We start from the raw sequence: 15132 nt of genomic DNA on the forward strand, positions 1-15132 counted from the left end.
TTACTATAAACAGTTACCAATGGAACAGAAAATACTATATGTTCGCCTTCCGTGTAATCCAATCTTTCCGATCGGGGTGGTTTATTTAGCTGACCATGTTCATAAACAGTTCCCGGGTGTAGAACAGCGCATTTTTGACTTGGGAACTGTACCTCCCCTAGACTTTGGCAGCGCCTTGGATACTGAGATAGACCAATTTAAACCAACCCTGTTGGTATTTTCCTGGCGCGACATTCAAATTTATGCTCCAGTGGGTGGTAGGGGTGGTAACCCGCTCCAAAATGCCTTCGAGTTTTACTATGCTGGCAATCCCTTGGTGAAATTACGGGGAGCGCTGGGGGGTCTGCGTTTAGCGGCGTCTTACTATGGGGAACTGTGGGGTAACTTGGGGTTAATCAAACAAGGACTCAAACGGGCTAAACGATATAACCCAGACGCTCGCTTGATTGTGGGGGGTGGAGCAGTTAGTGTATTCTATGAGCAGTTGGAAAATAAACTGCCAACTGGAACCATCGTTTCCGTTGGAGAAGGGGAAACCTTACTCACGAAAATTCTCCGGGGTCAGGACTTCGATGATCAGCGCTGTTATGTGGTAGGGCAAGCTAAGCCACGCGATCGCATGATCCATGAATCTCCCACTCCCATTGAAAAAATTGCTTGCAACTACGACTATATTCAAAGCATCTGGCCCAGCTTTGATTATTACTTCCAACAGAACGACTTTTACATTGGAGTTCAAACCAAGCGTGGGTGTCCCCATAACTGCTGCTACTGTATCTATACGGTTGTAGAAGGCAAACAGGTACGGATTAACCCGGCAGATGAAGTGGTCGCAGAAATGCGCCAACTCTATGACCGAGGAATCCGCAAGTTCTGGTTCACTGATGCCCAGTTCATTCCTGCCAAAAAATTCATTGGTGATGCCGTTGAACTGTTGCAGAAAATCCTTGATGCTGGAATGAGCGACATTAACTGGGCAGCATACATTCGGGCAGACAATCTCACCCCAGAATTATGCGACCTGATGGTAAAAACCGGGATGAATTACTTTGAAATCGGGATTACCAGTGGTTCTCAGGAACTGGTGCGGAAAATGCGCATGGGCTATAACCTACGCACCGTACTACAAAACTGTCGTGATTTAAAAGCAGCTGGCTTCAATGACCTAGTTTCCGTCAACTATTCTTTCAATGTGATCGATGAAACCTTTGATACCATTCGTCAGACTATTGCCTATCACCGGGAACTAGAGCAAATATTTGGTAGGGATAAAGTCGAACCAGCCATTTTCTTCATTGGTCTACAACCCCATACCCATTTAGAACAGTACGCCTTTGACAAAACTATGCTCAATCGGGACTATGATCCCATGAGTCTGATGCCCTGGACAGCCAAAAAACTCCTATGGAATCCCGAACCCCTAGGGTCTTTCTTTGGTGAAGTTTGTCTGGAAGCTTGGCGGCAAAATTCCAATGATTTTGGCCGTGAAGTGATGAAAATCCTTGAAGAAAGACTAGGAGTCGCTCCATTAGAAGCAGCCCTCACTGCCCCAATAGTAGCAAATAAACGCCAAGAAAAACAACTGGTCAGTTTAAGTAAATAGAAAGGTGAAATGGCAAAATTTAATTAACAAAATTTAATTAACAATTTTTTAGTAACCATGCGCTCAGGTTCGATATTACAAAAACTAGAACAAGCCCATCGCGGCACCAAAAAACCTTTAAGCTTTGGAGTTTATTACAAAAATACCTTAGTATCGCTGTGCCATGCCCTAGAAGACTTTATCCTAGAGTCCGACAGTGCTCCACTAATGATTACGGCCTTCCAGCGGGGCCAATGGTATCTTGAGGAAGCTGAACGCTACGGCGATATAGCGGTAAAATCATCTCAGGTGGTAATCCTAGCAGCACCAGATACTGGCTTTGCTGAACATCCCACCAGCCAGCGGTCGAATGTTGCCCTAGTTAGTTTAGATTCCTCCGATCCTGTAGCTCAAGAGTGGCACTTGATTATTATTTCCGAGACATACACAGCAATGGTGTTATGTCAAGAATTATCTGAGTCGGATTATGGCACTCAAGGACTGCCAGAGCAAGACCGAGAGCGCAAATTCTACGGATTCTGGACATTTGAGCCAGACTTGGTCAGGGAGACAGTGGAGTTTGCGATCGCTCACATTGGTAAATATAAGCCAGACTTGCAAGCCAGCTTAACTGCACAACTTCAACAGATTATCGAAAGCACCAAGCCACGAGACTATATTGGGGCAGTGGTGAATCGGGTCGTGAACTATCTTCAGAAGGGTCAACAAGAGTTACCTTCCCATACCTCCCCTAGCCATGTTCAGGTGTTAGACGATAACCTGGTTTCTAATGAAATGCAGGCTTTCTTGCGTATGGCCCAGCTAATTGACCAAGCGGATGCTGTCAATCCCAATGCTGGCGCTGAGGTAAAAACCTTGTGTGAGACTATCGGGCAGTTGCTGGATTTACCAGCATGGCAACTGAAACGTTTAAGTCTGGCAGCACTCTTGCACCGTCTATCCCCCTTGCAGGGGGTTAACATAGAACTACCCCCTAAGTCAGCTGCTCAGAAAGACGTAATCGAGAAGCAGGAATCTCTTCCGAGGGGATCGGTGTTACGGATTATGCCTCGATTACAGGCTGTCGCTAACATTATTACCCATCAAACCGAATCCTGGGATGGTTCAGGACAACCGGATGGCTTAGCTTACGATAATATTCCCTTGGAATCGAGGATTTTGAGGCTGATGGCCTATTTTCAGCAGCAACTCAATACCCATGAATCTGAGGAGGATGCTCTGTCTATTGCCCTAAGAAGCTGTCAGGCATTGTCAGGGGAAGCGTTTGACCCTAAACTGGTGGAAACCCTGGGACTGATAGTGATGGGAATGCAGCAGGGTATGAGTTTGCAGGCTAATCAGCCTAAAATTGCTTCAGGAATGTGGTTGCTTGATTCCTTATCTGAGGAAAGAGTAACGGTTGAAGGATGAAGGAAGAAAAGTTGAAGGTTATATGGTTGAAGGTTGAAGGTTGTTCGCGTAGCGTGGCCTTTTGGCCAAGGTTGAAGGTTGAAGGTTGAAGGTTGAAGGTTGTTCGCGTAGCGTGGCCTTTTGGCCAAGGTTGAGGGTTGAAGGTTATTGGGTTGAAGGTTATTGGGTTGTTCGCGTAGCGTGGCCTTTTGGCCAAGGTTGTTCTTGCCCAGGGGTCCGGTGTAGGGTAGGGTGAAGGATGAACAGTTGAACGCGTAGCGTGGCCTTTTGGCCAAGGTTATCTGGTTGATGGAAATTGAAGCAATTCGGGCGGGGAAAGTAAAGCAACTGCCAGGAGCAGATTTGGAAGATGAGGATCTTTCCGGTAGCCAATTGGAAAAAATTAATCTTGCTGGTGCAACACTTGTGGGGGTAAATTTCTCTGGCTCTAATTTGAATGGTGCTCGTCTCGATGGTGCTAACTTAATTGGTGCCAAACTCGAATCTGCTGACTTGCGGGGGAATTTGCTAGGAGCTAATTTGATGCAGGCGGATTTGAGTGGTGCGGACTTGCGGGGTGGTAATCTCCGAGGCGCTAATTTGATGGGGGCTAAGTTGAGTCAGGCTTCCTTTACCGGTGCTTTTTTAAGTGGTGCCAATTTGATGGGGGTGAATTTGCAAGGGGTAGATTTGCGAGGGGCAGATTTGCGAGGAGCTAATCTTAATAGTGCCAATTTGAAGGGAGCCGATTTGTCTCAGGCAGATTTACAAGGGGCAACCTTAAGTGAAGCAAATCTGGAAGAGGCCGATCTCCGTGGAGCTAATCTATCTGGTAGTAATCTCAGTGGGGCGAATTTGCTTTGTGCTGAGATGGATGGGGCTTCTTTGAGTGGTGTTAATTTGGATCGAGCTTGTTTAGTGGGAACCTGTGTGCCTGAGAAATAATTGGCAATAGTGGGTAATCGATTGGGGTCTTTCGTGAATGGCAAGGGGGGACATGATTTCTAAATTTCCTTGATAGTAGGTCAGCCGCACTTGTCGCTTTTCCCCAATTTCCTCAAGAATTGTTTCAAAGTCTTGCCATTTAAGGTTATCTATAGTAATGACACTACCGGGTGTGAGTTGGATAGCTTTGATGGGTATATTGACACTCACCGCCCTGGAAGGACGGGGATTCTTGCTTCCACGGGGTGACTTGTTTAACCAGGCCGGAGCCAGGAAAAATAGAGGTCTCCTCTCCACAAGCGTATTTGGTCTTTGACCTAGGTTTCGGTGTGCCCCACCGTACCTTTATGTTTATCTATTTAACTAGATACTTTTTTATCTAAATTCTTCATAGACATTTAAGTCGTTAGACCCAATTACGCAATATGTACGCTCTACATATTTTTTACGTTGCCTACTTATGTTTAGATAGTATCTAGCTGGTACAAAAGTCTATTGCTTATAATTTTAGAATAGCACATCTAGTGTAAACTTTCAATACGAAGTCTAAAAGAAAAGCCGTCCTATAAGGACGGGGCTTTAAACCCAATAATTTTGGTAACGGTCATGGTTTTTGCTCAACTTTACCAATGCTAACCAGTCGGTAAGTTTAATCCTAGAACAAATTAGTTTAGTAGGGTACGTTATTAATTCACCCTAGTGGCGTGGCATACCTTAAATGTTGCTTTAGAAAAATACCATAATCTACTTTTAACAAGGGTTTAGCAGAAAAAACTATTGCACTATTTTAGCTGTGCCACGCCACTAGAGGTAATGCACCCTAAAGGTAGTGTTACTGCGTAAGTCCTGTAACCTTAGCCAAAAGGCCACGGGTGCGCGTTCAACCCTATAACCTTGGCCTTTGGCCACGCGTTCACATTCAACCTTCAATCTTCAACCAAATAACCTTCAACTAAATAGGGCTTGCTGAATAAGTCTACAAAGCGACTTTAGAGGCTACACAGCTTGAGAAATCTGAGTTTCACCCCTTGGTTTCCCAAGAAAACCCAGGGATTTCCGACAAAAGTACCAGGTTTTTGAGCGACAAGATGCCTATTCCTTGCACTTGTTTTGGGAAAAAAGGCTTGAAAGCCTTGTCGGGTATGCCTTCTGCATTCATGCAGCCAGCCCTAAATAACCTTGGCCAAAAGGCCAGGCTAGGCGAACACCCTTCAGCAGTCAACAAAAAATCTATTCCACAGTCACCGACTTCGCCAAATTCCTGGGCTGATCCACATCCAACCCTCGCCTTGCCGCAATGTGATAGGCTAACAACTGCAACGGAATCACTGCCAGAATTGGTGAAAGCAACTCCTCGACTTCTGGTACAGGTAACAAATCATCAAAGATATCCATCGCCTCTTTGCCATTGCTCGGTGTCACCCCAATCAACCGAGCATCCCGAGCCTTAGCTTCCTGAGCATTAGAAATTACCTTCTCATAGACAGCACCAGGCATTGCGATCGCAACCACAGGCACCTTAGCATCCAGCAGAGCAATCGGACCATGCTTCATTTCCCCAGCTGGGTAGCCTTCAGCATGAATATAGCTAATTTCCTTAAGTTTCAGCGCCCCTTCTAAAGCAATCGGAAAATTAATCCCGCGTCCTACAAAGATAAAGTCTTGGGTTTCCGCAAACTCATGGGCTAATTCTTCAATATACTTTTCTTGACTTTCCAGCACTTGCTCAATCTGAGTAGGCAATTGCCGTAAGTCTGCCATAATTGCTTGAATTTTTTCAGGGGCGAGAGTATTACGTCGGTAAGCTAACTCTAGCGCTAGACAATAAAAGGCCACTAACTGGGTCACAAAGGTTTTAGTGGCCGCCACCCCAATTTCAATACCTGCCTGGGTATCAATCACATCAGGCACCAACTGAGCCAAAGAACTTTCTGGTCGATTCGTAATTCCCAGGAGTCGGGGCTGATAGAGAGGGTCTAATCCACTGCGACGGTGTTTTTCCATCTCCAGTGCTGCTAAGGTATCAGCAGTTTCCCCAGACTGAGTTACCCCAATGGTTAGGGTATTCTTAGTTAACGGACCTGGTGCATAACGAAACTCAGATGCATACTGCACCATGGTGGGAATTCCTGCCAACTGCTCCAACAAATATTTACCCACCAAACTAGCGTGCCAACTGGTCCCACACGCCAGAATCTGAATCTGTTCTACATCCCCGTACAGTGACTCTGGTATGCCTAACTGAACTGGGGAATTAGCCAGGTCTGCCTCTGCCTCTGCCTCTGTAGGATTAGCATGCCAATGACTATTGAGATACCGCTCGAAACAGTTGCGCACTACCCCTGGTTGCTCATAAATTTCCTTAAGCATAAAGTGTCGGAATCCTTGCTTTTCCACTTGAAAGGGATTCCAACTGAGGGTACGGGGGAACTTATTCAAGCGACGACCCTCAAAGTCGTAAACTTCTGCCCCTAGGGGAGTTAACCGTGCGATTTCCCCATTGTCTAAGTTCAATACTGCCCTGGTATGGGGTAACAATGCTGGGGTATCTGAGCCAAAGAAAAATTCCCCTTGACCAAACCCAATAATCAAAGGAGCCTGTTGCCGCACTCCAATCAATTCATCAGGATAGTCAGCACAAAGGATAGCTAGGGCAAAAGCTCCCTCTAATCGATTCACTGTTTGCCGCACTGCTTCTAGGAAAGGAGAAAAGAACGAAGAGGAAGAAGCAGAATTTTGCTGTAAACACTCAGCAATTAGATGGGGAATAACTTCTGTATCGGTATCGGAGCGGAATTCATGTCCCCGCTGGATCAATTCCTCCCGCAATTCCCGGTAGTTTTCAACAATGCCATTTTGTACCACTGCCACCCGCATTGCCATGTCCATGTGGGGGTGAGCATTATACTCTTCCGGTTTACCATGGGTTGCCCAGCGCGTGTGTCCAATGCCAATCCGCGCCTGGTTTTCGATTTGTACCAGTTTTTCGCGCAAATTGTGCAATTTTCCCTTAGCACGGACACAATGAACATCCCCTTCCGAAACTGTAGCAATCCCAGCAGAATCATAACCCCGATATTCGAGTTTCTCTAATCCTGCCATTAAAATTTCTGTAGCGATTTGCGGACCGATATAGCCGACTATTCCACACATAGTGTTGAGTTTAGTAAGTAAGCATAATACTCAAACTATAGCCATGCTATGAGTGGAGTGTCCTGTGTTGACGGTTGACCGTCAACGGTTGACCATCAACAGTCAACCGTCAACATCGGATAGATTGCGCTTGTTAATGCTTAGTAAGCCAAGCCCATGCTGCGAGTTGTTTCAGCTCCCAGGTAAACCCGGACGCTCAAGAAGTCAGTAGGACAAGCAGTTTCGCACCGCTTGCAACCAATACAGTCTTCTGTACGAGGAGAAGAGGCAATCTGACCAGCTTTACAGCCATCCCAGGGAACCATCTCCAATACATCTAGAGGGCAAGCCCGAACACATTGGGTGCAACCAATACAGGTATCGTAAATTTTAACGCTATGAGACATTGATTTAAGAACTCCTACATTTTTTTATCGGACATTGCGGAAAAACCGCTTACCTGTCTCCTTGGGAAAATTGGGGATATTCCCGATGATTCCACCAGGATTATCTTTGCCTAGGTTCGTATTGTCGGCGTTTGAGGCAAACGACAGGGAATTTTAAGGATCAAGGGCTAGTTTACCGCAGGGTTTTGATAGTCTTGCGCCAGAGGTTACAGAACTTTAAATTCTTTAATATATCAGTATGTGAAACTATTGTGTCATCGAACCTAATCTATGGGTCAACCTCAGGAAGAACGATAACGGGGAAACCTTGGTAATTCAATAGACGCTAAGGATTTGCGCCCTTTGGAGGGACGTAGGGGATAGAGTACTGGTGATGGCGACTTACCGTGAGACGGAAATACGTCATTGGTTTGATTTGACTTTGACTCAGCCTCTATGATATCTTCTGGCAATTCCTCACTCGGTGGATTGGCTTCAGGCTCCAAGGTCTGAGTATGCTCTGACCTACTGGTTTCCTCAAGGTCACTAGTCAATTCAACGGTTTGGTCAGATTCATCTAAGTTAGCGGTTTCTAGTGTGGTTTCTAGTTCTGATGTGCCATCGACTTTGGTATCAGCCCACTCTGATGGCAACTCGGACAACCCAAATTCCTCTGCCAGGGCAGACATTTGTTCAATTAACTGTTGTGCTACTTCTAACTCTTTGGCTGTCACATTTTCAGGGGAGATTACCTGAGTTTGCCCTGGACCTAAGGCATCTGCTGGGGATATAGGATCAGTTTGGTTAGGTTGGCTGCTGTCAACCGATAATGCTTCTGTGGTAGATTCAGACTGGGCAGGAGAATTACCAGTACTGCTGAAAATAAATTCTTCTGCAAATAACTCTGGGTCAGCAGACCAGGGTCTAATGGGCTGGGCTTTTTGTAGCAGAGATTGCTGAGCAATGATGCTCCGACTCTCTTGCTGTTGTACCACAGAACTCTCAGAGGCAGGCATTTCCAGACACTTTTCTAAGGCTACCTTAAATTGCAAGGTTTGCTGTTGTTGTCGGTATAGACGGGTTCTAAGTTCTCGACAGGTATCTTTCAATTGCACCAGCTGATGAGATTGTTCGTTGTAGCGCTGCTGGGTTTGGGAATAGTCCTGTTCGAGTCTGGCAACTTGATCCTGAGAGCTTTGTAACTGTTCTGATAAGGTTTCGACCAAAATTTGCTGGCGTTGACCGGATTGATGGGATGATTCTAGAGTGTGGAACAAACGGGTTAATTGGTCTTGAACTGTATTGAGTTCCAGATCTTTTGTGGACAGGAGTTTGTCGTACTCTCGCAATTGCTTAGCTTGTCCGTTTAACTCCTGCTGTTTTTCCTGGAGTGCTTGCTGCAGCTGAGTCACTTGCTGCTTTAAGCGATGATTGTCCAAGCTCAGTTTTTGGGCTAAGGCAAACCATTCACCATCCTTGGCTAACTGTTCCTCAGAAACATCAGCTATCTCAGTGTCAATATCAGTGGTATCAGTATCATCAGTGCCATCAGTATCCGTTTCTGTAACTGATGATGCCATGGTGGTAAGGAGTGATTCTATAGTCTGTTCTAGTATTGACTGTTCAATAAGATTATCTATATCATCAGATACTATCGTGAAATCATCAGGTACTGGTGCGAAGCTGAGCATTTTTGGGTTATGGTCGGTCTGCTGCTGATCTGGCTTCTTAGTATCCTGGTTATCCATTTCGGTAGTAGACTCAGGAAGGGGAAGGTTATTGGGGTTTTCAGATTCACTCATTGCTCTTCATCAAGGGGTTCACAATTTCACCATTGGGGCAAGGAGCCAAAAAGTCAATCGCTCAAGATGATTTTAGTCTTGAGGGGCAACTTTGGGTCAAGATGCAGACTCTCGAAATTGCCGATGGCTTGGTATTGACTTAAGTTTGGGCGCAGATGGTTGACATTACCTTACAACTTACTAACCCAAGAGTAATGCATAAAAATTGACTGGCTAAAAATTTTGAGACCAAAAATGGATGGTGATTAGAAAACAGGAGCTAGGGAGCAACATTTTAATACAAATGTACTATCATTGAGCAATGAGCTAATGCGTTCCCGTAGCGTGGCCGTAGACCAATCGCCATTTCAGTTTTTCATAAATCTGATTACTATATAGCGTTTAGCTATGAAAAATTAGCAGTATTTTTCATTAGCTATTTGGCAATTATATAGATATTAAATGTATTTAATTTTCCTTGATTATACCATTTTTTTTATTAAATTGTCAACTAGTAAAATTGTAAGCATTCAGCTATCAGCTCTCAGCTATCAGCTCTCAGCTTATGCGCTACAGATGGTGCTACTTGAGGTGCTCTCAGCTCTCAGCTCTCAGCTCATGCGCTACAGATGGTGCTACTTGAGGTGCTTTTGAATAAAACAGGTAAGCATTGGTTTAATTTCTGTTACGTCAGCTGACGGCTGACCGCTGAATCCTTACGTAAAATTTCAATCCCTTCATCTGTTTTAAGGATAGGGCAATGGGTTACAGGGAGGGCAAAGTGTGGCTTGAAATAAGACGAAGCGGGATTGATAAGCTGTTCGGCATTTAAATTGGGTGCGGCTCTTTTAAAAGTACGGTAGACTAGATCTCAGTAAAACTGACAAATTAGTCAGAGTAATAGTTTGAGTCAATACCTCCTGGTGGGTGACCAGCTGAAAAAGTCAGCAGTAGTTCAGGAATGTTGCTTATGACTTCCAGCCTTTTTCTCTGTTCTCGACTCAGAATCACCTTGTCTCGTTTTCCTCTTCCCATACTTTCCGCCTCAGTTATCCTATTTCTATTGCACTATTTTAGCTGTGCCACGCCCCTACGCCATCCCAAACTTATAATTTCCATACTTAATGTCATACCAAAATAAATTAGCAACTCTATCTATAGACTCCTGATTATAATAATTAGTGTAATCATCCCGTTTGTGTTGCTCTATCTTAGGACAATTCAGCTTTAGTCCTAGCATAGACTCCAAGAAAGTTAAGTCTGATTCTAGATTTTCAAAACGGATAACATAATCCACAAGAAACGTGTTATCATCATCTAGTGCCGAGTAAGACAGTGAGTAAGCAGACAAATCAGTTAAATGCTTCCCTGCCTTGATGTCCCATGATTTTCCCTTAGTGATCCACTCTGTAAATGGCATTTTTGTTTTAGGATTGTACTGTTGTTTCTCCCAAAAGTAGAAGCCATTTTGATCAGGATTTCCAAAGGAGTACAAAGAGACCAGCATATCCCAGGGATTTCTAACAGAAGTGAATTTGAAGTAGCTATTCCAGTCCCAACCCATGCGTTTAAAATACTGTTTCAAGATAGATGCTGGCGCATGGGGATGGTTGTGTCGTCCTTTATCTGTACTAACACTATCACTGTAAGGATCTAGTGCTTGTCTAATCGTAGTATCACCAGACCTAGGCTTGCCAATGAATAGGAATTTATGCTTGTGTGATAGTCTCATTTTATAGCAGTTATTAATTTCAGGTAAAAAGTTCTGGGTTTTAGGGAGTAGGGAGTAGGGAGTAGGGAGTAGGGATAAGCATTCAGCATTCAGCATTCAGCAGTCAGCGGTCAGCCTATTTTATTCAAAAGCACCTCAAGTAGCGTGGCCGTAGGCCAATGGCTGATAGCTGAATGCTTACGAGTAGGGAGTAGGGGAATAAAATTGACTTTATCTCATAAGTCTGAACAACGCTATAAATTGGATATTATTCAGTTATAAAACAAACCATGAAACCCTATTCCCCTGCTCCGAAGCTCCCTGCTCCCTATTCCCGATTCCCGATTCCCGATTCCCGATTCCCGATTCCCGATTCCCGATTCCCGATTCCCGATTCCCTCCTATTCTAAAAAGAATACTTTCCGTAGTTGATCTCATACTCAAACAGTTCGGAGACTATTGCTTTGGATTCGCTATCATAATACTGGCTATAGTGGTCATGCTTGCTAGTATTTATCTTCAAAGAATCTATAGGTATTCCTAGCTTTGAAGCGACAAAAGCTAAGTCTTCCTCTAAGTGTTCAACACGAATAATATAATCGACTAGGAAGTTATTCTGATCATCAAAAACATAGTAAGGAAGGGTATAGCTATACAAATCATCAAGAAATTGTTGCTGCTTCAAGTCCCAGGATTTTCCTGTCTTAATCCACTGCTTGAATGGCATCCTGGTGTTTGGGTTATAGGGGTATTTTTCGATAATGTCTTTGGATACACGGATTGCTCTTGCTGTTTCCCACCAATAAATACCTCGGTGATCTGGCTTGGCATAGAAGTACAGAGAAACCAGCATATCCCAAGGGTTTCGGATACTAATAAACTTGAAGTAGCTGTTCCAGTTCCAACCCATACGCTCAAAATGCTGCTTTAACAGAGATGCTGGAACATGGTGATGGTAATGTCGCTTCTGATCCGTACTCCAAACATCGGTGTAAGGATCCAATGCCTTGCGAATACTAGTACTAGCACACTTAGGTTTGCTGAGGAATACAAACTTATGCTTGTGGGATATTCTCATGATAACTGTTGATAGATTTCCGATTTAACAATTGATTTTAAAAAATAATCGTTGCTCAGCTTTTCTTTAATCGGGTGCTGCTTCAGGTAGTGGTGGGTTTCCTCAATTAAAGCAAAATCCTCAGCTTTGGCCGCTGCTTCTTGTCTAGACTGGAAGTAAAGGGGATAGTCTTGGCCCAAATACTCTTTTACAGCTGGCAGCGGATTGACTAAAACCGGGGTATTTCTGACGATGCACTCAATGATCGCGTTATTGGCACTGGTGTCATACAACTCCAAATAAGCAATATTCTTTGACAAGACTTCATCATACTCATCATTGGGCAAATAATCAACTATCTGCACATAACTGTAATTGGGCTGTAAATTAAATACTTGTTTTTCAGTGTGTAACATCTCCCCGGAATAGGGTTTACGTAACACCATCTTTTTGTAGTTTTTTACCGGTAAATAGTAGATAGAGTGCATCTTCCGCAACCAAATCCCAATTTGGATAATAGTTGGCTCAGGATTTGACAAAAACTTATCCATCGAAAAGATAACATCTGGGGTTTCCGTAGGATGGATAACGCTAACAATTGGCACATCTAGCTGCTTTTGGAGCCATCGACGAGAGTCTTCAGACAAACAAAATAGACCTTGACAATACTTAATACTTTCTTGCCACAACTGACTTGCAAATATTGCCTGAGGTGACAGGTGTTCTTGAAACCATTTAGGGACATAGGGAGGGCAATGGATGAATCCAATCCAAGGCTCTGTATAAGCAGTTGGGGTGTTGTTACAATCTCCAGGATCCGAACCCCAGGCGAATTTCTTTTCTATGAAGCCATCCACCAAGATTCCAGCATCATTGTGTAAGGCTTTCAAGCTATTCATCGCATAAGACCATCCAGAGCGATGCTCCCCGTAATGATACTGTAAAGCAGAAGCAAGATCGAGTTTTTTCGGATAATCCCCAGAGTCTTCAAACCCTGAATCCTGCTCTTCAGTTTCGGAGACATCAAGGCTTCCGTTACCATTGGATTCCTCAGTTAGCGGTACATAATACTCCTGTAGAATTTTTTTATCAAAATCAACCGTTGACTCAAACCGCCTGTTATAGGATTGAGGGTCTTCTAGGTAAATTCCTAAAGGTTCCCTCAATAGCATGAATTTAGAACCATTGGTTGAACAACGTAACCAAAATTCCCAATCAGCACTCGCGCCATAGCCAATTTCATCGAAATAGCCATTTTTTTCATGGACACTCTTCCGCCATACCGGCATACAATGGGGAAGATTTTGGGAGCCGATCTTACCTTTTTCTTCCCCTTCAGCCCACCACTTTTCTTGAAAAAAGTCTTCAGTTCCAAAATACTCCGGAAATCCCACATACCAGACTGCATGAGCGGTATTATTATCCCAGGTTTCATTGGGTTGCATCGTAACTTTCAGAGGAGCGCAAACCACGTCCACATCAGGATGCTCATCCAAGGCTCTCATATGTTCTTCGATATGTCTGGGCGCTCTGCGGTCATCGAGATTAGCGTTTGTAATATAGTGACCACGGGCTAATCTAATGCTCATGTTCCAAACTTCATAAAGCCCTGGGTCTTCATCCAATTTTATATAGATAATATTCTGATACCTGGTCATATACTTTTTAATCACAGGCTCTTCATTTCCAGGAGAATTGGGATTAACCAATATTAATTCACATTCAGCAAAAACAGTCTGCTGGGTAATATCCTTAAGGAAGGGTTCAATATACTTATCCCCTTTAAATACTGATGTGATTATCGATACTTTTGGTTGCCATTGATAGGTACTAAATGGTCGATTAAGCAGAGTAGATCCTATTAGATATTGCCATTCCGTTAGGTTACTGAATGCATAAGAATTGAATGGAGAATTATGAGCAGCTGAAAATGTAGTAAATTGCTCTATCCAATCAGAAATTGTTTCTGTTGGTTGGTAAGGGGTAATGGTTAGGGAGTTTTTTAACTGCTCAGCCATAGTGGTAAAATTACCAGCATGATAAGAGCTCCATGCTAACCAAACTAAGGAATTATAATCGTGATTTTTAGTATTGGTATGGCTATAGACTGGATTCTGAGCATCAGGTAATCGGGGTTTGTAGATAATCGGTTGCTTACTGTTTTGATAAATTGTCAAAAATTGGTTAACGATATAATTATCCATGTGACCAATTAGGTCATAATCTACTTTATTTATATCAGCTATTTCTTGATAATAATTATAACGGGATGGAGCAAATATTTTGGTAAATTTAAGGGCAGATTTTTGCCAGATTTCGTAGCTATAGTTGGTAGAGTGCTTGACATGATAAGCAACGGGAGAGACTAAGTCTTTTATGGTTAACCCCTGTTGCCAAGCAATCACTGGTACCCAGAAATCCCAAAAGGGAATACCAAGGCAAAAGTCAGAGGATGGAAATTTTTCCAGCAGTTCTTTTTCAAAAAAGAACACATCAACCCCAACATCGTAAATCTCACCGTTGATTGATTCAGCAGTATCAATATCGACTCGTGAAGCGAGCAGAATAGAGTCTTGAGTCTGCTCTCGAATAAATTCTGTAAAATCCTGCTCAGCTTTTAAGATAATATCTGCGTTAACAATTCCACAGATTTGGCTACCGTACTGACGCAAATAGGATAAGAGGTCATCAATGTAAACATAAGGCTTACCATAATGCTCTCGTCCATCTCGAAATACTCTGTGAAATTTAATGTCTTGATATAAAGGCTGGAGTTTCTCAATCTCTTCTATAATATTTAAAGAAACAACCTCAAATCCTAGAGTAAGCCAGCTATTAATAGCGGCTTGTTGCTTCTTAACATTTCCTGGTGCAATACTGGTTACGATGACAAGGGTTTCAGTTGTCATTAGTCATTGGTCCTTGAGAATAGGGAATAGGGAGTAGGGAGTAGGGAGTAGGGAGTAGGGAGTAGGCAACAGGCAACAGGCAACAGGCAACAGGCAACAGGCAACAAGGAAAAATCCTCTGTACCTCATGACTATGAAAATTGCTATATATCGATGCTATCAGACTTGATATTATTGTTTTGTTGATATTAAACCCAGTTACCACAGACAAATTTAAAT

At 43.4% G+C, this 15132-nt stretch carries 13 protein-coding genes; 3 read left to right on the plus strand and 10 right to left on the minus strand.

The genetic code is table 11. From position 1 onward, the window contains the following. The first annotated feature begins 19 nt into the window (after positions 1–19). Positions 20–1603 (plus strand): photosystem II high light acclimation radical SAM protein, encoded by a 1584-nt coding sequence (locus F6K37_RS02500; protein WP_287247953.1) that lies wholly within the window; start codon positions 20–22, stop codon positions 1601–1603. 57 nt (positions 1604–1660) lie between these two features. After that, positions 1661–3013, plus strand: coding sequence for a DICT sensory domain-containing protein (locus F6K37_RS02505; RefSeq protein WP_008181053.1), 1353 nt, complete (start codon positions 1661–1663; stop codon positions 3011–3013). On the opposite strand, the gene F6K37_RS02510 is transcribed toward F6K37_RS02505, so the two are convergent. Then, the gene (locus tag F6K37_RS02510) at positions 2941–3288 is read right to left on the minus strand and encodes a hypothetical protein (protein WP_287247955.1); all 348 of its coding nucleotides are present in this window, start codon (positions 3286–3288) and stop codon (positions 2941–2943) included. The two genes, F6K37_RS02505 and F6K37_RS02510, sit on opposite strands and share 73 nt — an antisense overlap. A gap of 13 nt (positions 3289–3301) precedes the next feature. Here F6K37_RS02510 and F6K37_RS02515 point away from each other — a divergent pair, with 13 nt between their 5' ends. Beyond that, on the plus strand, positions 3302–3937 hold the full coding sequence (locus F6K37_RS02515; protein ID WP_008181057.1) for a pentapeptide repeat-containing protein: 636 nt from the start codon (positions 3302–3304) through the stop codon (positions 3935–3937). Here the strand turns inward: F6K37_RS02515 and F6K37_RS02520 are convergent. From F6K37_RS02520 to F6K37_RS02560, 9 genes are all read right to left on the minus strand, one after another. Beyond that, positions 3908–4147: a hypothetical protein gene (locus F6K37_RS02520; RefSeq protein ID WP_202799165.1), complete on the minus strand. Its 240-nt coding sequence runs from the start codon at positions 4145–4147 to the stop codon at positions 3908–3910. The genes F6K37_RS02515 and F6K37_RS02520 overlap by 30 nt on opposite strands. A gap of 1020 nt (positions 4148–5167) precedes the next feature. Further along, the gene (gene glmS, locus F6K37_RS02525) at positions 5168–7090 is read right to left on the minus strand and encodes a glutamine--fructose-6-phosphate transaminase (isomerizing) (RefSeq protein WP_008181061.1); all 1923 of its coding nucleotides are present in this window, start codon (positions 7088–7090) and stop codon (positions 5168–5170) included. A 140-nt stretch (positions 7091–7230) separates the two neighbouring features. Next, positions 7231–7476 (minus strand): photosystem I iron-sulfur center protein PsaC, encoded by a 246-nt coding sequence (gene psaC / locus F6K37_RS02530; protein WP_006616272.1) that lies wholly within the window; start codon positions 7474–7476, stop codon positions 7231–7233. Positions 7477–7757: 281 nt separating this feature from the next. Then, positions 7758–9257, minus strand: coding sequence for an AAA family ATPase (locus F6K37_RS02535; protein ID WP_287247956.1), 1500 nt, complete (start codon positions 9255–9257; stop codon positions 7758–7760). An 867-nt stretch (positions 9258–10124) separates the two neighbouring features. Continuing rightward, a complete protein-coding gene (locus F6K37_RS02540; RefSeq protein ID WP_287247957.1) occupies positions 10125–10271 on the minus strand; it encodes a hypothetical protein in 147 nt (48 codons plus the stop codon). Positions 10272–10326: 55 nt separating this feature from the next. After that, the gene (locus tag F6K37_RS02545) at positions 10327–11064 is read right to left on the minus strand and encodes a sulfotransferase family 2 domain-containing protein (RefSeq protein WP_287247959.1); all 738 of its coding nucleotides are present in this window, start codon (positions 11062–11064) and stop codon (positions 10327–10329) included. A gap of 289 nt (positions 11065–11353) precedes the next feature. After that, complete coding sequence (locus tag F6K37_RS02550; protein WP_287247961.1) at positions 11354–12025, minus strand: sulfotransferase family 2 domain-containing protein; 672 nt, start codon at positions 12023–12025, stop codon at positions 11354–11356. Continuing rightward, positions 12022–14913 carry a glycosyltransferase gene (locus tag F6K37_RS02555; RefSeq protein ID WP_287247963.1) on the minus strand — a complete coding sequence of 964 codons (2892 nt, stop codon included), beginning with the start codon at positions 14911–14913 and terminating at the stop codon, positions 12022–12024. The genes F6K37_RS02550 and F6K37_RS02555 overlap by 4 nt, the downstream gene beginning before the upstream one ends. Positions 14914–14916: 3 nt before the next feature. Continuing rightward, positions 14917–15042 carry a hypothetical protein gene (locus F6K37_RS02560; RefSeq protein ID WP_287247964.1) on the minus strand — a complete coding sequence of 42 codons (126 nt, stop codon included), beginning with the start codon at positions 15040–15042 and terminating at the stop codon, positions 14917–14919. Positions 15043–15132 lie beyond the last annotated feature (90 nt).

This window comes from Moorena sp. SIO4E2 (assembly GCF_010671945.1).
GTDB classification, from domain to species: domain Bacteria; phylum Cyanobacteriota; class Cyanobacteriia; order Cyanobacteriales; family Coleofasciculaceae; genus Moorena; species Moorena producens.